We start from the raw sequence: 18,380 nt of genomic DNA, 5'->3' as shown, positions 1-18,380 counted from the left end.
AGAGGCGAGTGGCGAATTGCGAGTAGCGAATGGGGACGCCCAATTCGCCATTCGCCACTCCCTATTCGCCTATTTTATTTCCCCGCCTTCACCTCGGCGGCCGCCACCGCGAGCAATTCGCTCATCTTGGCGCGAATCGTTTGCTCGGTGACGGTGACGTTCTTGGCGGCGAAATCGGCCATGATCTTGCGCAGGACGTCGGCATCGCCGGCCTCCTCGAAATCCGCCGCGACCACCTCCTTGGCATAGGCAGTGGCGGCATCGCTGGTGATGCCGAGCTTTTCCGCCGCCCACAGGCCGAGCAGCCGGTTGCGACGGGCCTCTGCCTTGAATTTCTGCTCCTCGTCGAGGGCGAACTTCTTCTCGAAACCTTCCTGCCGCTTGTCGAACTCGCTCATGCCTTGTTCCAAATCCCTCTGAATGGAGCGGGAGCCTTCCGTTGCGGCGCCCCGACTGCATGCCTACATAGATAGCACATATCGGCAAAACAACGGGCCGTTAAGCCGCAGTCAAGGCGGTATAAGTCGGCGTCGGATGGACCGGATCGATTGTGCTGGGACAGCCAATCGGATAGGTTGCCTGAAGGTTTGGTTCCTGTTCTGTTTCCAGAGGTTCCAGGCCGTTCACGGCAGCTCCGCTGTGGGTCGTAATCCTAGTCAACCGGAGCACACCAGATTCATGGATTTCAACAAAACACGGTACATCCCAATGAGCCGTCGGCGTCGCATTTATGAAGGCAAGGCAAAGGTTCTCTATGAAGGCCCGGAGCCCGGTACCCTGATCCAGCACTTCAAGGATGACGCCACCGCGTTCAATGCGAAAAAGCATCAGGTGATCGAGGGCAAGGGTGTCCTCAACAACCGGATCTCGGAGTACCTGTTTCAGCACCTCAACGACATCGGGGTGCCGACCCATTTCATCCGCCGGCTCAACATGCGCGAGCAGTTGATTCGCGAGGTCGAGATCGTGCCGCTGGAAGTGGTGGTGCGGAACGTTGCCGCCGGCTCGCTGTCGCAGCGCCTCGGCATCGAGGAGGGCACCCAACTGCCCCGTTCGATCATCGAGTTCTACTACAAGAATGACCAGCTCAACGACCCCATGGTGTCGGAAGAGCACATCACTGCGTTCGGCTGGGCGACGCCGCAGGAGATCGACGACATCATGGCGCTCGCCATCCGCGTCAACGATTTCCTCACCGGGCTCTTCCTCGGCATCGGCATCCGCCTCGTCGACTTCAAGATGGAGTGCGGGCGCCTGTTCGAGAACGAGATGATGCGGATCATCGTCGCCGACGAGATCTCGCCGGACTCCTGCCGTCTGTGGGACATCAAGTCGAACGAGAAGCTCGACAAGGACCGCTTCCGCAGGGATCTCGGCGGCCTGCTCGAGGCCTATACCGAAGTCGCAAAGCGCCTCGGCATCCTCATGGAGAACGAGCGTCCGCAGGGCTCCGGCCCGGTGCTGGTGAAAAGCTGAAAGAGGATCTTTGACGTGAAGGCACGTGTTACCGTTACCTTGAAAACGGGTATCCTCGATCCGCAAGGCAAGGCCATCGAAGGCGCGCTGAAGTCGCTCGGCGTCGACGGTATCGCCAGCGTCCGGCAGGGCAAGGTGTTCGACATCGAGCTCGCCGGCGCCGATAAGGGCAAGGCGGAAGCCGCGCTGAAGGAAGCCGCCGACAAGCTGCTGGCGAACACCGTGATCGAGAATTATCGGGTCGAGATCGTCTAACGCGCGCGCCGCTCACAGCCACCCGACACGCCGAAAACGCCAGTACAGCGCGCCGCATGCCGTCAGCATCACGCCGAGCAGCATGTAATAGCCGTATTCCCATTCCAGCTCCGGCATGTGCTTGAAGTTCATGCCGTAGATGCCGGCGAGGGCAGTCGGGATGGCGATGATCGCGAGCCAGGAGGCGAGCTTCTTGGACACCGCCGTTTCCTGCGCCTGGCCGACCAGCAGGCTCGCCTCGAAGGCGAAGGCCAGCACCTCGCGCATGGAATCGATGCGCTCCTGGATGTTGCGGACGTGGTCCGTGACGTCGCGGAACAGCGGCTGCATGGCCTGGCGCACCATGGCGAGTTCGTCGTGCTCCAGCCGGCGGCAAACCTCCACCAGCGGGCCGATCGCGGTCCTGAGCCGCAACAGGTCGCGGCGCAGCATGTAAAGCCGCTCGATCTGCGCCTTGCTGATCGGCTTGGAGAGCACGTCGTCCTCGATGGCCTCGACTTCATCGTGAATGCTTTCGAGCACGGGCGAGTAATTGTCGACGATGAAATCGAGGATGGCGTAGAGGATGTAATCCTCGCCGCGCGCCAGCGCCCGCGGGCAGCTTTCGCAGCGTTCGCGTACCGGCGTGTAGGAGGTCGAAGCGCCGTGGCGCACCGACACCAGATAGCCTTCGCCGACGAAGATGTGCGTCTCGCCGAAGGCGATGCGGCCCTCGATCAATTGCGCGGTGCGCGCGACGATGAACAGAGCCTCGCCATATTGCTCGATCTTGGGCCGCTGATGGGCGTGGTTGGCGTCCTCGATGGCGAGCTCGTGCAAATCGAACTGCTTCTGCACGGCGCCGAGGAGCGCCATGTCGGGTTCGTGCAGGCCGATCCAGACCACGTGTCCGGGCTTGGCCCGCCAGCTCGAGGCCTCGCTGATGGCGATATTGGCAACGCGGCGGCCGTCGACATAGGCGCCGGCCGCGACGACGCCCTCGGCGGACACCGGTTCGGCAGGAGATGCGGACAGCGACGGGACGTTCATGGCTTCAATCCCGGGCAATTCGAGCGGCCAAACCGCATGCGGCCATGGCCTGTGTACAAGGCCCTTTGCCGAGGCTAGCACTGGTAAAATCCCCGTCAAATCGTTATGTCTCTTGGCGAATTGGCCCTCCCTGCCATCTCGATTCCAGCCACCGTCGGAACCTTACGCCATGAAAGCCGCCATCCTCGTCTTTCCCGGAATCAACCGCGAGCGCGACATGGCGCGTGCCTTGAGGCTGATCTCCGGCCGCGAGCCCGCGATGGTGTGGCACGCCGAGACTTCACTGCCTGCGGGCACCGACCTCGTGGTGGTGCCGGGCGGCTTCTCCTATGGCGACTATTTGCGCTGCGGCGCGATCGCGGCGCGCGCGCCCGTAATGGACGCGGTGCGCGACTATGCAGCCAAGGGCGGCCTCGTGCTCGGCGTCTGCAACGGTTTCCAGATCCTCTGCGAATCCGGCCTGTTGCCGGGCGTCTTGATGCGCAATGCGCGGCTGAAATTCATCTGCCACGACGTGCATCTGCGGGTCGAGCGTTCCGACACGCCGTTCACCCGCGGCTACAATGCCGGGCAGGTGATCCGCGTGCCCGTCGCGCATGGCGAGGGCAATTACGAGGCGGACGAAGAGACTATCAAGCGGCTCGAAGGCGAGGGGCGGGTGCTCTATCGCTACTGCTCCCCTGAGGGCGTGGTTGATGAGACCCATAACATCAACGGCGCGGCGCATTCCATCGCCGGCATCGTCAACGACAAGGGCAACGTGCTCGGCATGATGCCGCATCCGGAAAACCACGTCGAAGACATCATGGGCTGCACTGACGGCCGCGGCCTGTTCGCCGGCCTCGTCCAGCATCTGGAAAAAGCCGCGTGATCTGGTTCGTGCTGAAGCGGTCGCTCGCCGCGCTCGCGGCGCTGTCGTTCGCGACCGTTGCGTTCGCGCAGGATTATCCCAAGCGTCCAATCACCATGATCGTGCCGTTCGCGGCCGGCGGCACCTCGGACGTGATCGCGCGGACCGTGGCCGAGCAGATGGGCATCGCGCTCGGCCAGACCATGGTGATCGAGAACGTCGCCGGCGCCGGCGGCTCGACGGCGCTGGCACGCGCCTCCCGCGCCGAGCCCGACGGCTACACCATCGCGATCGGCAATGCCGGCACCAACGCGGCGACCTACACGATCTATCCAAAGCTGCCGTTCACGCCGGAATCGTTCGTGCCGATCGCCATGGTGGCGAAGACGTTCGGCGTCGTCGCCGTGCGCAAGGATTTTCCGGCCAAGGACCTGAAAGAGTTCATCGCCTACGTCAAGGCCAATCCAGGCAGGATCAATCTCGGCCATGCCGGCGTCGGCTCCTCGAACTATCTGATCTGCAAGAGCTTCGTCACCGCCGCCGGGATCGACGCGACGCTGGTCGGCTATCGCGGTGCCGCGCCCGCGCTGACCGATGCGATCGGCGGCCAGATCGACGGCGTCTGCGATGCGGCCGCCTCCGTCTCGCAGGCAATCAACGACAAGCTGGTAAAGGGCCTCGTGGTCGGCTCGACCGTGCGGCTGGCCTCGTTGCCCGATCTGCCGACATCAGCCGAAGCCGGCCTAGCCGAATTCGAGGCGCAGGGCTGGAACGGCCTGTTCGCGCCCAAGGGCACCCCGCCGGCCGTGATCGCCAAGCTGAATGCCGCCGCGCGCACGGCTGTGGAATCCGACGCGGTGAAGAAGCGCTTCGCTGACCTCTCGACCGTTGCGCCCGATCCCGACGAGCACACGCCGGAAGTGCTGCAAAAGCTCGTGACGCGCGACGTGGAAAAATACCGGAAAATGCTCGCGGACGACGCCAAGTAGCGGCCAGCCTTCGATCGACAATCATTCATTTGTTTGCAGGCGGCGCAGCTATGGTTGCGCATCAGTGGCGCCAGACCGAAAGTCAGCTCAATCAGGAGGGGTCGGGCTCGTCACAAAAATGGAGCGGAAGAAGGGGGCGCATCTTCCTCGTGGCGGCCGCTACGCCCCATCTCATCCCGCTCTAGCGCAGCTTCAGCCGTTCGGTCGGCACCGTCATTGCCGCAACACCGGCCATGACCAGCAGCAGACCCAGCGCGAGGTTCGACGGCACGCTCTCGCCGAGCAGCAGCACGGAGAGGCCGACGCCGATCGGGATGCGCAAATAGCCTTGGGCGTTCGTCGTGAGCGTGCCGAGCCGCCCGAGGCAAACATAGAACAGCATCAAGCCCAATGCGCTCGACACGATGCCCATGACGATGGTGGCGGTGATCGCGGTCGGCGTCGGGTGCAGCGTCCAGGGCTGGTCGATGAGAAGCGAGGGCGGCAGCAGGATGATGCCGCCGAACAGCAGCGAACCGGCCGCCACCACCATCGGGTCGTAATCGGACAGGCGCAGGCCGAAGATCGTGGCGCAGGCAAACGAGATGGTGGCGAAGAGGATCGCGACCTCCGCGATGATCTCGCGACTGAGCCCGCGCAGCGCATCGAGGCCGACGATGAGAATCGTGCCGGCAAGCCCGAGGATCGCGCCCGCGAGCTTGAGCAGCGTCGCCGGCTCGTGCCGCGTGATCAGCGACGTGATCAGGAAGGCGAAGATCGGCGTCGTCGAAGCCAGCACCACCGTGTTCGACGCCGGCACATATTGCTGCGACCAGGTGATGATCAGGAACGGAAAGGTCGAGTTGATCAATTGCTGGGTCGCGAACAGCTTCCAGGCTTTCGCGTCGGTCGGGATCGTGACGCCGCGCATCCACAGGATCGCGAACAGGAAGGCGGCCGCGATCAGCGAGCGCGCCGCGATGAAGGTGATGGGTGGGATCGTGTCCAGCGCCAGCTTGGCCAGCGGATAGGTCGAGCTCCAGCAGCAGGCCAGCGCCAGCAGCAGCGCGAAGTCGCGCCAGCTGCGTGCGCCGGTGGTGGCGATTGACGGCAACGTTGATGCGGACGCCGTCGTGCGACCCGCCTCCGATGTGCTGTGCGGCACCTTGTTCTTGCTCCCCGGCGCACAAGCGCTTGACCAACTCTGGGCGAGGGAGCGTGAAAAGGGAAGGCCTCGAGCTATGCGTTTGGCTGGGGCTGCGGCTTCCGCTTCACCCGCTTGATCGTCCCGGAAAAGGTGAACAGCGGCCGTCCGTCGGAGGCCAGCTTGCCACGCAGGAAGATCAGCGAGCCGCCGGCGCGAGACACTTCGCCCACGCATTCGATCAACTCGCCCTCGCGTGCTGCATCGAGGAAGTCGCAGGCGAAATTGGTGGTCACGGCAGGTCCATCCAACTCATGTGTGGCGATTGCAAACAGGCAATAATCGGCGAAGGCCATGAAGCAGCCGCCATGGACGTTGCCGGAGCCGTTGAGGTGCTTCCTCTCCACCCGGAAGGCGCAGCGGACGCTGCCGTCCGCCTCGATCCGGTGCCAGAAGGGGCCGACATGGGATTCAAAACTGTCGCGAATCCAGGTCCGCCAGCCCTTGAATTCGCCGTCTGTGGCGACGTGGAGGTCGGGGCGGCGGAGCGGGGGCGCTTTGGTCAATTCGTGCACGGACGTGGGCCTTCAATTGCGGGTCTTTAGCCCTTAAATCCGATCCGTCCGCGCCGTGCAATTCCTGTTCCCGCAGCTCGCCTGCCGCAAAACGTGGGACAGCGGGAAAATGCGCCATAAAGGGCTTTTCGTGAGCCCCCGATGTTCCTAAGAACGGCCAAACGCTGCCGAAAGCCCCCAATCCATGAAGAATGAACCCAAGATCACCCCAGAACTGGTTGCCGCCCACGGGCTCAAGCCCGACGAGTATGAGCGCATCCTCAAGCTGATCGGGCGGGAGCCGACCTTCACGGAACTCGGCATCTTCTCGGCGATGTGGAACGAGCATTGCTCGTACAAGTCCTCACGCATCCATTTGCGCGGCCTGCCGACCAAGGCGCCCTGGGTGATCCAGGGGCCCGGCGAGAATGCCGGCGTGATCGATATCGGGGATGGGCAGGCTGTGGTCTTCAAGATGGAGAGCCACAACCACCCGAGCTACATCGAGCCGTACCAGGGCGCGACCACCGGCGTCGGCGGCATTTTGCGCGACGTCTTTACTATGGGCGCGCGTCCGATCGCTTGCCTCAACGCGCTGAGCTTCGGCGCGCCGGAACATCCCAAGACGCGGCACCTCGTGTCCGGCGTGGTGGCCGGCGTCGGCGGCTACGGCAATTCCTTCGGCGTGCCGACGGTCGGCGGCCAGGTGCGCTTCCACACCCGCTATGACGGCAACATCCTCGTCAACGCGATGGCCGTGGGCCTCGCCGATGCCGACAAGATCTTCTATGCGGCTGCCTCCGGCGTGAACATGCCGATCGTCTATTTGGGCTCCAAGACCGGCCGCGACGGCATTCACGGCGCCTCGATGGCGTCGGCCGAGTTCGACGATAAGTCCGAGGAGAAGCGCCCGACCGTGCAGGTCGGCGATCCCTTCGCCGAGAAGCTGCTGCTCGAGGCCTGCCTCGAGATCATGGAGAAGGGCTGCGTCATCGCGATCCAGGACATGGGCGCGGCGGGCCTGACCTGCTCGGCGGTCGAGATGGGCGCCAAGGGCGACCTCGGCGTCGATCTCGATCTCGATGCGGTGCCGACGCGCGAGACCGGCATGAGCGCCTACGAGATGATGCTCTCGGAGAGCCAGGAGCGCATGCTCATGGTGCTCAAGCCCGAGAAGGAGAAAGAGGCCGAGGCGATCTTCAGGAAGTGGGGGCTCGACTTCGCTGTCGTCGGCTACACCACGCCGAGCAAGCGTTTCGTGGTCAAGCATGGCGGCGACGTCATGGCCGATCTGCCGATCAAGGAGCTCGGCGACGAGGCGCCGGTCTATGACCGCCCGCATGTCCCCTCCGCCGCGCCGCCGATCGTGCACGCCCGCGACGTGCCGGCGCCGATGGGCCTGGGTGCGGCCTTGGAGAAGCTGATCGGCACGCCGGACATGTGCTCTAAGCGCTGGGTCTGGGAGCAGTACGACCACGTCATTCTCGGCAACACCATGCAGCGTCCCGGCGGCGATGCCGCCGTGGTGCGCGTGCAGGACGGGCCGAAGGGCCTGGCGCTCACCGTCGATGTCACGCCGCGCTATTGCGAAGCCGATCCGTTCGAGGGGGGCAAGCAGGCGGTGGCGGAAGCTTGGCGTAACATCACCGCGGTCGGCGGCAAGCCGCTGGCGATTACCGACAACCTCAATTTCGGCAATCCTGAACGGCCCGAGATCATGGGCCAGTTCGTCGGCTGCCTGCAGGGCATCTCGGAAGCCTGCCGTACGCTCGACTTCCCGGTCGTCTCCGGCAACGTCTCGCTCTACAACGAGACCAACGGCCGGGCGATCCTGCCGACGCCCTCGATCGGCGGCGTCGGTCTGCTCGACGATTTCACCAAGTCTGCCTCCCTGGCCTTCAAAGCCGAGGGCGAAGCGATCCTGCTGATCGGCGAGACCCATGGCTGGCTCGGCCAGTCGGTGTACCTGCGCGACATCTGCGGTCGCGAGGAGGGCGCCCCGCCGCCGGTCGATCTTAGCGCCGAAAAGCGCAACGGCGATTGCGTGCGCGGCATGATCCATGCGGGCACAGCGACGGCCGTGCACGATCTCTCCGATGGCGGTCTGCTGGTCGCGCTCGCCGAGATGGCGATGGCGAGCGGCATCGGCGCAAGACTGCTCGCAGCACCGACCGCGCTCGTTCCGCAGGCTTATTGGTTCGGCGAAGACCAGGCGCGCTATCTCGTCACCGTGCCGGAAACGGAGGCCGGCCGCGTGCTCGCCAAGATGCGCGGCTGCGAGGTGCCCTGCGTGCGCATCGGCACCACTGGTGGCGATGCGGTTGCGATCTCAGGTGAAGCGCCGGTGGCGATCGACGTGTTGCGTCAGTCGTTCGAGCGCTGGCTGCCGGAGTATATGGGCGGGAAGGTGGCCTGAGCGGCTTCCGCATACTCAGACCCGGATTACGCTTCACAACACGTGCGACGCGCCCGGAATCTTCCGCAACGCCGCAGTCAGGCCCCAGCTCAGGATCGCCGTGAGCACGAAGCCGATCGCCGCCTTCGCGATCGCAGGCCACGCATAGTCGAACAGAGCGTACTGGATCCACAGCGCGATCGGATAATGCACCAGGAACATGCCGTAGGCATCCGCCTGCATGCGGTCGAGCAGGGTCGGCCCTGGCGCCTTCGAATGCAGGAAGAAGGCGAGAATCGCGAGCAGGATCGAGGCCGAGAACAGCACGAGAAACGTGCCGTAGAACACATGATACCAGTGCGGCAGCGGATCCGGATTCCCGAGGATCTCACGCTTGACATAGATCATGCCCCACATCAGGCAGTAGGGGATCAGCGTGACGACCACCCACAGCCAGCGGGTTTTCGGCAACTGGCCCTCGGCGCTGAGCACACCGCGGTCGAAGTTCGCCGCACCGACGCTGACCCCTATGAAGAAATACGCGAAATAGAGCAGGATGCGGCTCGCCTGCACCGAGAACGGCCCGAACTCGAACCACTTGTTGGCCCCGAAATTGACCAGCGCCGGCACGTAGACGATGACACTGATGGCCGCGAGCAGCAGCCAGAATAGGGCCGGTTGCTCGAAACCGCGCACCGAGATGCGGTTGACCGGATCGACCAGATGCGCCGAGACCCGGTAGAGCAGGCTCGCCGTCAGGTCGAACGCCAGCAGCACCCAGACGAACCAGATCGGGCCGCTCGGCCACGGGCCCGCCGTCACCGTCTTCCACCAGAACGAAGCGAAGGTCAGCTCCGGCTCCTGCCGCAGCGCGATCGCGTAATAAGCGAGCGGAATGACGGTGAAGGCCGCGATCACGAACGGCAGCCCGAGGCGCAACAGGCGGTCGCGGAGAAAGACTGACGGCGCCTTGCGCGCGATGCCCGGCCAGGTGAACAGTCCCGACAGGAAGAAGAACATCGCCATGAAGAAGCTGTCGGTGGCGAGCACGATCACGTCGAAGCCGGCCCAGGAGGCCGGATCGGTGTGACCGAAATGCGTGTAGGGGATCACCGCGTGATGCAGCAGCACGACCAGCGTCAGGAAGGTGCGGGCGCGATCGAGCGACAAATTGCGCGCCTTGCTCTTGGGCGCAGCATGCGCCTCCGCGCCGATCGTCGCTGAATGTGACATCGTGATCATCGTTGCCCCGCGCTCCCGCTCCCGGTGCGGACTGTGCCGCCGGGAACCAGATTCATCAAGGGCCCTTTGGCTCACCTAGGAACCAGTTCCGCGCAGCGAAGTTAGCGTTCGCGAAAAAGGTGTGAGGGCCGCGAGGGGGCGGCACCAATTCGGAGGCGGCGATGACGATCCTGAAGTGGGCGCTGATTTTCTTACTTGTCTCGATCGTGGCCGGTGTGCTCGGCTTCACCGGCATTTCGGCCGCCTCCGCCGATATCGCCCGCTTCCTGTTCTACGTCTTCGTCGTGATCTTCCTGGTGCTGCTAATATTGGGGCTCACGATCTTCAGGGCGTAGCCCTGCGGCATCCATGCTTACACTCGTCATGGCCGGCGACGAGCCCGGCCGTGACGGCGGCGTCTAGCCAGGGCTAGCCCGCTTCCTCGATCTTCACCTTGTCCGGATAGAAGGCGAGATGGCCGGAAATCTCCGTCATCGCGGGGAAGGGCGTCTCGTAGGTCCAGATCGCATTGTCCAGCGTCTTGCCATCGGCCTTGATGCTGTAATAGCTCGCGTCGCCCTTGTACGGGCAGTGGGTGACGCGATCGGTGCGCTCGAGCAGCGCCATATTGGTGTCCTCCCGCGGTACATACTGTACCGCCGGATATTTGGCCTCCTTTAGGGTCAGCGCCTTGCTGGTCTCGGCAATCACGATGTCGCCGGCCGACACGCGGACGCGCCGGGGATTTTGGGTGATGGTGATGGGGTGGTCGGGCCCTGGAAGCTTCATGATGTCACGCCTTTTCGATCAACCTGCCGCGCGCGGCACTTTATCGTGCCTTCCTGTTGCGATCAGGGATATAGTGCCGGACGGCGTGACGGTGAAGGCCGTTCACGCTAAGTTTGGCCGAGCCGGTGAGGGGACCCCGGCAAGCGATTCGAGACCAGAAGGAGCAAGACCCGAAATGCCCATGGACGCCCACGATATCGAGGCGATGATCAAGGCAGCGATCCCCGATGCCGAGGTGACCATCCGAGACCTCGCCGGCGACGGCGATCACTATGCCGCGACCGTGATCTCTGAATCCTTCCGCGGCAAGTCCCGCGTCCAGCAGCACCAGATCGTGTATCAGTCCCTGCGCGGGCAGATGGGCGGCGTCCTGCACGCCCTGGCGCTGCAAACCGGGGTACCTGGCGGACCCGGGGCGCCGGGCACCTGATCTGAACGGCACCTGATCTCGGCGCGACGGGGGACGATGATGGCTGCGGACAACCCGCGCGGCGCAATGTTTCGCGTCATCGGTCCGAACCAGCACGGCCGCGTCACCAATGCCGAGCTGTTCTTCGACCTCGTCTTCGTCTTTGCCGTCACGCAAATCTCCCACACGCTGCTGCACCATTTCACGCCGCTCGGCGCGGTCCATGTCGCGGTGCTGTTTCTGGCGGTGTGGTGGGTGTGGGTCTACACCGCCTGGGTCACCAACTGGCTCAATCCCGAGCTGACGCCGGTCCGCATCCTGCTGTTTGCGATGATGCTGGGCGGCCTCGTGCTGTCGACGACCATCCCAACCGCCTTCGAGGGCCGGGGCCTGTGGTTTGCGATTGCCTATGCGGCCATGCAGGTCGGACGCACGGCGTTCTGGCTGTTCGCGACCCCCCATCATCGCACCGCGGTGCGGCACAACGCCATTCGCATCCTGACCTGGCTGTCGCTCTCCGCTGTGTTGTGGATCGCAGGCGGCTTGTCCGAGGGAGACACCCGGCTATGGCTGTGGATCGCAGCAGTGACCTGGGAGTACATCTCGCCGGCCGCACGCTTCTGGGTCCCGAAGCTGGGCTTCTCGTCGGTCGAGGCCTGGGCCGTCGAAGGCGCGCACATGGCCGAGCGCTGCTCTTTGTTCGTCATCATCGCGCTTGGCGAAGCCGTCGTCGTCAACGGCGCCACTTTTGCTGAGCTGACCTGGACCGCGGGCAACATCCTCGCCTTCGTCTCGGCCCTGGTCGGCGCCATCGCGATGTGGTGGGTCTATTTCCACAAGGGCGCGGAGGCCGGCTCCGAGCGCATCTCCAAGTCCACCGAATCCGGGCGGCTGGCGCGGCTCGCCTACACTTATCTGCACATGCCGATCGTCGCCGGCATCATCCTGACCGCGGTCTCGGACGAACTGGTGCTGAAGCATCCCACCGGTCATTCCGACCTGCGGATCATCCTGAGCACGATCGGCGGGCCGCTGGTATTCCTGGTCGGCACCATCCTGTTCAAGCACGCCATTCGCGGCTTCCTTCAGCTCTCCCACGGCATCGGCATCATCCTGCTGCTGGTGCTGTGGTGGTTCGCCGCCGACCTCTCGCCGCTCTGGCTGTCGGTCGCGACGTCCGTGATCATGATTGTCGTTGCGGTGTGGGAATCGGTGTCGCTCGGGTCGGCAACCGAGGCCTAAGCGCGGAGGCCTAGTCGGCGACCTCCAGCGCGTGCACCGAGAACATCTTGGCCGCATCGGTCCAGCTTTCGCGCACGCGCCAGCCTGCGTCTTGCGCCAACGCAGCAAAGCGCTCGAGGCTGTATTTGTAGCTGTTCTCGGTGTGGATGCTCTCACCGGCGCGGAACGAGAAGCTGGTGCCGAGCAGGCGCACGATCTGGCTCTTCTTGCTGATCAGGTGCATCTCGATCCGATGACGCTCGCGATTGTAGATCGCGCGATGGGTGAACGCGGAGAGATCGAAATTGCCGCCGAGTTCGCGGTTGATGCGGACCAGCACATTGAGGTTGAAGCGCGCAGTGACGCCGGCGGCATCGTTATAGGCATCAAAGAGCACCCGCTCGTCCTTCTCGAGATCGGCGCCGATGATCATCTGCGCGCCGCGGCCGAGGATCTTGCGTGCGCTCTTCAGGAAGCCCTCGGCTTCCTGCGGCTCGAAATTGCCGATGGTCGAGCCAGGGAAGAAGCCGACCTTGGGCATGGACGCGACCGCCCTGGGCAGCTCGAACGGCGTGGTGAAGTCGGCCGCCACCGGGTGGATGCCGAGCGCGGGAAAATCCCGCTTCAAGCCGTTTGCCTGCGCCTTCAGGAAATCGCCGGAGATGTCGACGGGCACATAGGCTGCAAACTTGCAGTGGTTCAACAGCAGCCGGACCTTCGTGGTCGCGCCGGCGCCGAACTCGACCAGGGCCGCATGCTCTGGGATGATCTTCGCGATCTCGCTGCCGCGCTCTTTCAGGATGGATAGCTCGGTGCGCGTCGGATAATATTCCGGCAGGCGCGTGATCGCCTCGAACAATTCCGATCCGGTCGCATCGTAGAAATATTTCGGCGACAGCTTTTTCGGCTGCTGCGAGAGATTCTCGATCGCCTCGCGGGCGAAGGCAGTCGTCTGCTCGTCGGGGAGATGGGCTTCGGCCAAAGCGCTGGCGTGCACATTCATGATACTCTCCTGAACGCGCTGTCCGGCGCGCATTTGTCGTCGGAAGCTTTTTTACTCGTAGTCGGCAAGCCGCAGCCCCGTGAACTGCCAGCGGTGGTGCGGATAGAAGAAGTTGCGATAGGTGATACGGCTGTGGCCTTCGGGAGTTGCAAGCGAGGAGCCGCGCAGCACCAACTGGTTGACCATGAATTTGCCGTTGTATTCGCCGAGCGCGCCTTCGACGGCGCGGTAGCCAGGGTAGGGCGCGTATGAAGAGCGGGTCCATTGCCAGACAATGCCGAAAGCATCGTTGAGCTGGCCCGTGCGGGCCGCGACCTCCCATTCTATCTCGGTCGGCAGGTGCTTTCCGGCCCAGCGCGCGAACGCATCCGCCTCGTAATAGCTGACGTGGCAGACCGGCGCGTTCGGATCGATCGGCTTGAGGCCGGCCAGCGTCATCACGTGCCAGGCGCCATCGACCTCGCGCCAATGGCCCGGAGCGTCCCAGCCCTCGTTGCTCACGGTGGCAAAACCGTCCATCAGCCACAGCGTTGCGGTCCGGTAGCCGCCGTCGCGCATGAAGGCGAGCCATTCGCCGTTGGTGACGAGATGGCGGGCGATCTTGACCGGGCCGATGAGGGCGCGATGCGGCGGCTTCTCATTGTCGAAATGGAAGCTGTCGTCGACGTGGCCGACGGTGTGGATGCCCTCGTTCAGCGTCAGCCAGTCCTCGCCGCCCCGGGTCGCGGCCGGGAAACGCCAGTTCGGATCGTAGGCCGGCGAGACCGGGTTTTGCGCGAAGGCGTGCAGGATGTCGGTGAACATCAATTCCTGATGCTGCTGCTCGTGATTGAGCCCGACCTCGACCAGCGGTGCGATCTCGCGCAGCTTGTCCCAGCCGGCCTCGCGGAAGAATTTGACGACGGCTGCATCGACATAGCTGCGATAGGCGCCGACCTGGTCGGCGTTGGGACGCGTGATGTCGCCGCGGCGATGCCGGGCATGACGCGGGCCGGCGCTGACGTAATAGGAATTGAACAGGAACGCGAAATCGGGGTGGAAGGGCCGGTAATTAGGACAGTGCTCGCCGAGCAGGAATTGCTCCCAAAACCAGGTGGTATGCGCCCGGTGCCATTTCGTCGGGCTCGCATCGGGCATGGACTGGATCTGCTGGTCCTCCGGCGACAGCGGGGCGGCACGGCGCTCGGTCTCGTCGCGTACGGTCAGAAACGCGTCTTGAAGCCGCTGGGCGAACTTGCCCGGGTCGGAGGACAGCGACGAAAGCTGAGGGGCGGCCGTAGCGGAGGCTGGTTTCGTCACGGTTTTCTCCAGACAGGACAAGAGAACGTTGTTCGCGTTTCCCGGTTCCATGACCAGGGTTCGTCCTAGATAGGGGCTCCGTTACGGTATGAAAGTCCTCCCCGGCGATGATATTGTTGTCATCAGCCTATGCACCGGGGGCGGTTCAGACCGGCCGCCGCCGACCGTTCGCCGCCATTTTGCTTTGGATGCACAACGGTTTGGGCTACATATATGACAGATATCGGGTTAGATCGGCTGAGCCGGCCCGACGTGAAAGAAGGGCTCCGCCCCAGAAGGACACGGATATGAGCATCGAGGAATTCATCGCCAACGAAGTGAAGTCGAACGACGTGGTTCTGTTCATGAAGGGCACGCCGCAATTTCCGCAATGCGGGTTCTCCGGCCAGGTCGTCCAGATCCTCGACCACATCGGCGTCGGCTATAAAGGCCTCAACGTCCTCGAATCCGCCGAGCTGCGCAACGCCATCAAGGAATACTCGAACTGGCCGACCATCCCGCAGCTCTATGTGAAGGGCGAGTTCGTCGGCGGCTGCGATATCGTCCGCGAGATGTTTCAGGCCGGCGAATTGCAGCAGCTCCTCTCTGAGAAGGGCGTCGTCGTCGCGGCTTGATGCATGGCCCAGCTGACGCGCCGGATCGGCGGCGCCGAGCTCGAGGTCATCGTTGCCGACATCACCACGCTCGGCGTTGACGCCATCGTCAACGCCGCAAATTCGTCTCTCCTTGGTGGAGGCGGCGTCGACGGGGCGATCCACGACGCTTCCGGTCCCGAGCTTCTCGCCGAGTGCCGGACGCTTGGAGGATGCCCGACCGGCGATGCCAAGATCACCAAGGGCTATCTTCTGCCTGCGCGGCATGTGATCCATGCGGTCGGCCCCGTCTGGCACGGCGGCGGCCGCGGCGAGGCGGAGGCGCTGCGCTCGTGCTATCGGCGCGCGCTCGAGCTCTGTCAGGCCAACGGGCTGACTTCGCTGGCCTTCTCCGCGATCTCCACCGGCGTGTATCGTTTCCCGGCCGACCAGGCCGCGACGATTGCAGTTCATACGACCATCGACACGCTGCCGGCCACGCCCTCGGTCACCCGCGTCATATTCTGTTGTTTCTCGGAGATAAGCGCCGCTCTTCACACGGCCGTTCTGGCGCGATACGGCAGCCCTTGTGCCTGACAACGCGGTCGGTACACTCCGCGGGCCATGTTCCGGGGAGGGGATATGATTTCACAATCAGGATTGCGTGCGCTGGTCTGCGGCGCGCTGATGTCGCTTGGCCCCGTGTCGCTGGCGCGGGCGGAGGGCACCTACGAGATTCCAGCCGGCGCGCATCTCAACCAGGACAAGCTCGCGAGGATCAGCGAGTTCTTCAAGAACGAAGTCGCTACCGGCAAGATCGCCGGCGCAACCGTGCTGATCAAGCAGCACGGTAAGGCGGTCTTTCACGAAGCGTTCGGCGTTCAGGACGTGGTCAGCAAGGCGCCGATCACCGATAAGACGATCTTCCGCCTGTTCTCGATGACCAAAGCGATTACCTCAGTGGTCGCGATGCAATTGGTCGAGGAGGGCAAGATCAAGCTCGACGATCCCGTCGCGAAATACATCCCGTCCTTCGCCAATGTGAAGGTCGGCGTCGAGAAGAAGGCCGAGGACGGCAGCAGGTCGCTCGAACTGGTGCCGCCCAACCGGCCGATGACGGTGCTCGACCTGATGCGCCACACCTCGGGCATCACCTATGGCTTCTATGGCGACAGCCTGGTGCGCAAAGCCTATCGCGAGGCGAACATCTATGCCGGCGATTTCGATCTTGCCGAGTTCGCCGAGCGGATCGCAAAACTGCCACTGCACAACCAGCCGGGTGCGCTCTGGCAATATGGCCATTCCACCGACGTGCTGGCGCGCGTGATGGAGATCGCGGCCGGCAAGCCGCTGATCGATATCATGCGGGAAAAGCTGCTCGATCCGCTCGGCATGGTCGATACCGGGTTCTTCGTCACCGACCCGGAGAAGCAGAAGCTGCTAGCGCAGCCGGTGCCGAACGACGGCGATTTCCGGGTCGGCCGTATCAACGATCCAACAGTCGTCAAGAAGATCCAATTCGCCAGCGGCGGCATGGTCACGACCATGGCCGACTATGAGCGCTTTGCGCAGATGCTACTCAACGGCGGCAGCCTCCATGGCAAGACCATTCTCAAACCCGAGACTTTCAAGCTGATGGTGACCGATCAGGTCGGACCAGGCTCCGGCGTCGAGCGCGACTACTTCTACTTTCCCGGTGACGGGTTTGGCTTCGGCCTCGGCCTTGCCGTCCGCACTGATCCCGGCAATGCCAAGCCGCCGCCGCCGGGCAATCTCGGCGAATTGAAGTGGGACGGCGCCTCCGGCTGCTATTTCGTGATCGACCCCAAGCAGGACATGTTCTTCGTCCTCCTGGAACAAACCCCGACCGAGCGCCAGCGCGTGCAACGGACATTGAAGCAGTTGGTCTATGAAGCCATGGAGAAGTGAAGTGCGCGGGCGCCGCGCGCTGATCGCGGGGCTCGTTGTTCTGGTCGGTGCCTGCGGTGCGAAGGCCGGCTCTGAGGGACGGGCCGCGCGCAGCTTCTCGCGCGAAGGGTTGGCGAAGGTTTCCGACTACATCCGAAACGAGATCGCCACCGGCAAGATCCCCGGCGCCATCCTGCTCCTTCAGCAGCACGGCAAGCCGGTCTATTACGAAAATTTCGGCGTCCGCGACGTCGCGACCGAGATCTCGATGAGCGCGGATACGATCTTCCGGCTCTATTCGATGTCGAAGCCGATCACCTCTGTCATGGCGATGATGCTGGTCGAGGAGGGCAAGCTTTCGCTCGACGATCCCGTCTCGAAATACATTCCGGCCTTTGCCAAGATGAAGGTCGGCGTCGAGAAGAAGGCCGAGGACGGCAAGGTCGCGCTGGCGTTGGAAGCGCAGAATCGTCCCGTCACGATCAAGGACCTGCTTCGCCACACGTCGGGTCTGCCCTATGGCTATTATGGTGGCGGCATGGTGCGGGAGCTCTATGCCGAGGCCAATCTGTTCCAAAGCAATCTCAGCAATGCCGACTTCGTCGCGAAGATCACCACGCTGCCGCTGGTCGAGCAGCCGGGCACCGCGTGGGATTACGGCTTTTCCACCGACGTGCTCGGCCGCGTCATCGAGGTGGTCGCGGGAAAGACCCTGCTTCAGTTTGAGAAAGAGCGGCTGCTCGATCCGCTTGGCATGACCGAGACCGCGTTCTTCGTCGCCGATCCCGCCAAATTCCCGCGCATTGCCGAGCCGATGCCGGAGGATCGCAACATCGACCCGACCACGCCGGTTCGCGACATCAGGCGGCCGTCGAAGTGGGAATCGGGCGGCGGCGGCATGGTCGGCACGGTCGGCGACTACGCCCGTTTCGCGCAGATGCTGCTCAGTGGCGGCACATATGAGGGACGGCGTTATCTCAAGCCCGAGACGATCGCGCTGATGGCATCCGATCACATTGGACCTGAGACGAAGATCGCGCGCGACCAGAACTATTACCCGGGCGCCACAAGCGGATTCGGCCTCGGCTTCGCCGTACGTACCGCAGTGCCGTCGGGTACTTCCTGGCCGCTTGGCGAATATCGCTGGGACGGCGTCGGCGGCACATTCTTCTTCATCGATCCCAAAGACGATCTGTTCGGGATCTTCATGGTGCAGACCCCCTCGCAGCGCGGCCGGATCCAGCTGGCGCTGAAGACGCTGATCTATCAAGCAATGGGGCGATGATC

The 18,380-nt window shown here is 63.7% G+C and carries 20 protein-coding genes; 12 read left to right on the top strand and 8 right to left on the bottom strand.

The window, feature by feature from the left end:
- Nucleotides 1–74: 74 nt before the first annotated feature.
- Nucleotides 75–398 carry a DUF1476 domain-containing protein gene (locus IVA98_RS21995; protein WP_247355511.1) on the bottom strand — a complete coding sequence of 108 codons (324 nt, stop codon included), beginning with the start codon at nucleotides 396–398 and terminating at the stop codon, nucleotides 75–77.
- Between the two features lie 310 nt (nucleotides 399–708).
- Between IVA98_RS21995 and purC the strand changes: the two genes are divergently transcribed.
- Both purC and purS read left to right on the top strand, forming a co-directional pair.
- Complete coding sequence (gene purC, locus IVA98_RS21990) at nucleotides 709–1,476, top strand: phosphoribosylaminoimidazolesuccinocarboxamide synthase (RefSeq protein ID WP_173015815.1); 768 nt, start codon at nucleotides 709–711, stop codon at nucleotides 1,474–1,476.
- 15 nt (nucleotides 1,477–1,491) lie between these two features.
- Nucleotides 1,492–1,731 (top strand): phosphoribosylformylglycinamidine synthase subunit PurS, encoded by a 240-nt coding sequence (gene purS, locus IVA98_RS21985; RefSeq protein WP_247355510.1) that lies wholly within the window; start codon nucleotides 1,492–1,494, stop codon nucleotides 1,729–1,731.
- A gap of 12 nt (nucleotides 1,732–1,743) precedes the next feature.
- Here purS and IVA98_RS21980 read toward each other — a convergent pair whose 3' ends face one another.
- Nucleotides 1,744–2,760, bottom strand: coding sequence for a magnesium and cobalt transport protein CorA (locus IVA98_RS21980; RefSeq protein ID WP_247296544.1), 1,017 nt, complete (start codon nucleotides 2,758–2,760; stop codon nucleotides 1,744–1,746).
- Between the two features lie 169 nt (nucleotides 2,761–2,929).
- On the opposite strand from IVA98_RS21980, the gene purQ reads away from it, so the two are divergent.
- Both purQ and IVA98_RS21970 read left to right on the top strand, forming a co-directional pair.
- A complete protein-coding gene (gene purQ, locus IVA98_RS21975) occupies nucleotides 2,930–3,631 on the top strand; it encodes a phosphoribosylformylglycinamidine synthase subunit PurQ (RefSeq protein ID WP_247296546.1) in 702 nt (233 codons plus the stop codon).
- On the top strand, nucleotides 3,628–4,599 hold the full coding sequence (locus IVA98_RS21970) for a tripartite tricarboxylate transporter substrate binding protein BugD (RefSeq protein WP_247296549.1): 972 nt from the start codon (nucleotides 3,628–3,630) through the stop codon (nucleotides 4,597–4,599). The genes purQ and IVA98_RS21970 overlap by 4 nt, the downstream gene beginning before the upstream one ends.
- A 181-nt stretch (nucleotides 4,600–4,780) precedes the next feature.
- Here the strand turns inward: IVA98_RS21970 and IVA98_RS21965 are convergent, their stop codons facing one another.
- On the bottom strand, nucleotides 4,781–5,743 hold the full coding sequence (locus IVA98_RS21965) for a DMT family transporter (RefSeq protein ID WP_247296551.1): 963 nt from the start codon (nucleotides 5,741–5,743) through the stop codon (nucleotides 4,781–4,783).
- 74 nt (nucleotides 5,744–5,817) lie between these two features.
- Nucleotides 5,818–6,297, bottom strand: a complete 480-nt coding sequence (locus IVA98_RS21960; RefSeq protein ID WP_247334472.1) for a PaaI family thioesterase — start codon at nucleotides 6,295–6,297, stop codon at nucleotides 5,818–5,820.
- Between the two features lie 184 nt (nucleotides 6,298–6,481).
- Here IVA98_RS21960 and purL point away from each other — a divergent pair, with 184 nt between their 5' ends.
- The gene (purL, locus tag IVA98_RS21955; protein WP_247296560.1) at nucleotides 6,482–8,692 is read left to right on the top strand and encodes a phosphoribosylformylglycinamidine synthase subunit PurL; all 2,211 of its coding nucleotides are present in this window, start codon (nucleotides 6,482–6,484) and stop codon (nucleotides 8,690–8,692) included.
- Between the two features lie 33 nt (nucleotides 8,693–8,725).
- Here purL and IVA98_RS21950 read toward each other — a convergent pair whose 3' ends face one another.
- The gene (locus tag IVA98_RS21950) at nucleotides 8,726–9,913 is read right to left on the bottom strand and encodes an acyltransferase family protein (protein ID WP_247355509.1); all 1,188 of its coding nucleotides are present in this window, start codon (nucleotides 9,911–9,913) and stop codon (nucleotides 8,726–8,728) included.
- Between the two features lie 161 nt (nucleotides 9,914–10,074).
- Between IVA98_RS21950 and IVA98_RS21945 the strand changes: the two genes are divergently transcribed.
- Nucleotides 10,075–10,248, top strand: a complete 174-nt coding sequence (locus IVA98_RS21945; protein WP_007612121.1) for a DUF1328 domain-containing protein — start codon at nucleotides 10,075–10,077, stop codon at nucleotides 10,246–10,248.
- Between the two features lie 73 nt (nucleotides 10,249–10,321).
- On the opposite strand, the gene IVA98_RS21940 is transcribed toward IVA98_RS21945, so the two are convergent.
- Nucleotides 10,322–10,681 carry a DUF427 domain-containing protein gene (locus IVA98_RS21940; RefSeq protein ID WP_247355508.1) on the bottom strand — a complete coding sequence of 120 codons (360 nt, stop codon included), beginning with the start codon at nucleotides 10,679–10,681 and terminating at the stop codon, nucleotides 10,322–10,324.
- Nucleotides 10,682–10,856: 175 nt separating this feature from the next.
- On the opposite strand from IVA98_RS21940, the gene IVA98_RS21935 reads away from it, so the two are divergent.
- Nucleotides 10,857–11,111: a BolA/IbaG family iron-sulfur metabolism protein gene (locus IVA98_RS21935; protein WP_028137365.1), complete on the top strand. Its 255-nt coding sequence runs from the start codon at nucleotides 10,857–10,859 to the stop codon at nucleotides 11,109–11,111.
- 39 nt (nucleotides 11,112–11,150) lie between these two features.
- Nucleotides 11,151–12,332 carry a low temperature requirement protein A gene (locus IVA98_RS21930; protein WP_247280766.1) on the top strand — a complete coding sequence of 394 codons (1,182 nt, stop codon included), beginning with the start codon at nucleotides 11,151–11,153 and terminating at the stop codon, nucleotides 12,330–12,332.
- Between the two features lie 10 nt (nucleotides 12,333–12,342).
- Here the strand turns inward: IVA98_RS21930 and egtD are convergent, their stop codons facing one another.
- On the bottom strand, nucleotides 12,343–13,314 hold the full coding sequence (gene egtD / locus IVA98_RS21925) for an L-histidine N(alpha)-methyltransferase (protein WP_247296566.1): 972 nt from the start codon (nucleotides 13,312–13,314) through the stop codon (nucleotides 12,343–12,345).
- Nucleotides 13,315–13,365: 51 nt separating this feature from the next.
- Nucleotides 13,366–14,664: an ergothioneine biosynthesis protein EgtB gene (gene egtB, locus IVA98_RS21920; RefSeq protein WP_247355507.1), complete on the bottom strand. Its 1,299-nt coding sequence runs from the start codon at nucleotides 14,662–14,664 to the stop codon at nucleotides 13,366–13,368.
- 236 nt (nucleotides 14,665–14,900) lie between these two features.
- Here egtB and grxD point away from each other — a divergent pair, with 236 nt between their 5' ends.
- Genes grxD through IVA98_RS21900 form a run of 4 tightly spaced genes read left to right on the top strand, consistent with a single transcriptional unit; the run spans nucleotide 14,901 to nucleotide 18,378 of the window.
- Nucleotides 14,901–15,227, top strand: coding sequence for a Grx4 family monothiol glutaredoxin (gene grxD / locus IVA98_RS21915; RefSeq protein ID WP_247296571.1), 327 nt, complete (start codon nucleotides 14,901–14,903; stop codon nucleotides 15,225–15,227).
- Nucleotides 15,228–15,230: 3 nt separating this feature from the next.
- Entirely contained in the window at nucleotides 15,231–15,782 is a 552-nt protein-coding gene (locus tag IVA98_RS21910) for an O-acetyl-ADP-ribose deacetylase (RefSeq protein ID WP_247296573.1), read from the top strand.
- 45 nt (nucleotides 15,783–15,827) lie between these two features.
- Nucleotides 15,828–17,114, top strand: coding sequence for a serine hydrolase domain-containing protein (locus IVA98_RS21905; protein ID WP_247296575.1), 1,287 nt, complete (start codon nucleotides 15,828–15,830; stop codon nucleotides 17,112–17,114).
- A gap of 1 nt (nucleotide 17,115) precedes the next feature.
- Nucleotides 17,116–18,378, top strand: coding sequence for a serine hydrolase domain-containing protein (locus tag IVA98_RS21900; protein ID WP_247296577.1), 1,263 nt, complete (start codon nucleotides 17,116–17,118; stop codon nucleotides 18,376–18,378).
- Nucleotides 18,379–18,380: the final 2 nt, after the last annotated feature.

Source organism: Bradyrhizobium sp. 160, assembly GCF_023073735.1.
In the GTDB taxonomy this organism is placed as follows: Bacteria; Pseudomonadota; Alphaproteobacteria; order Rhizobiales; family Xanthobacteraceae; genus Bradyrhizobium.
This window is presented reverse-complemented; position numbering and strand designations above follow the sequence as displayed.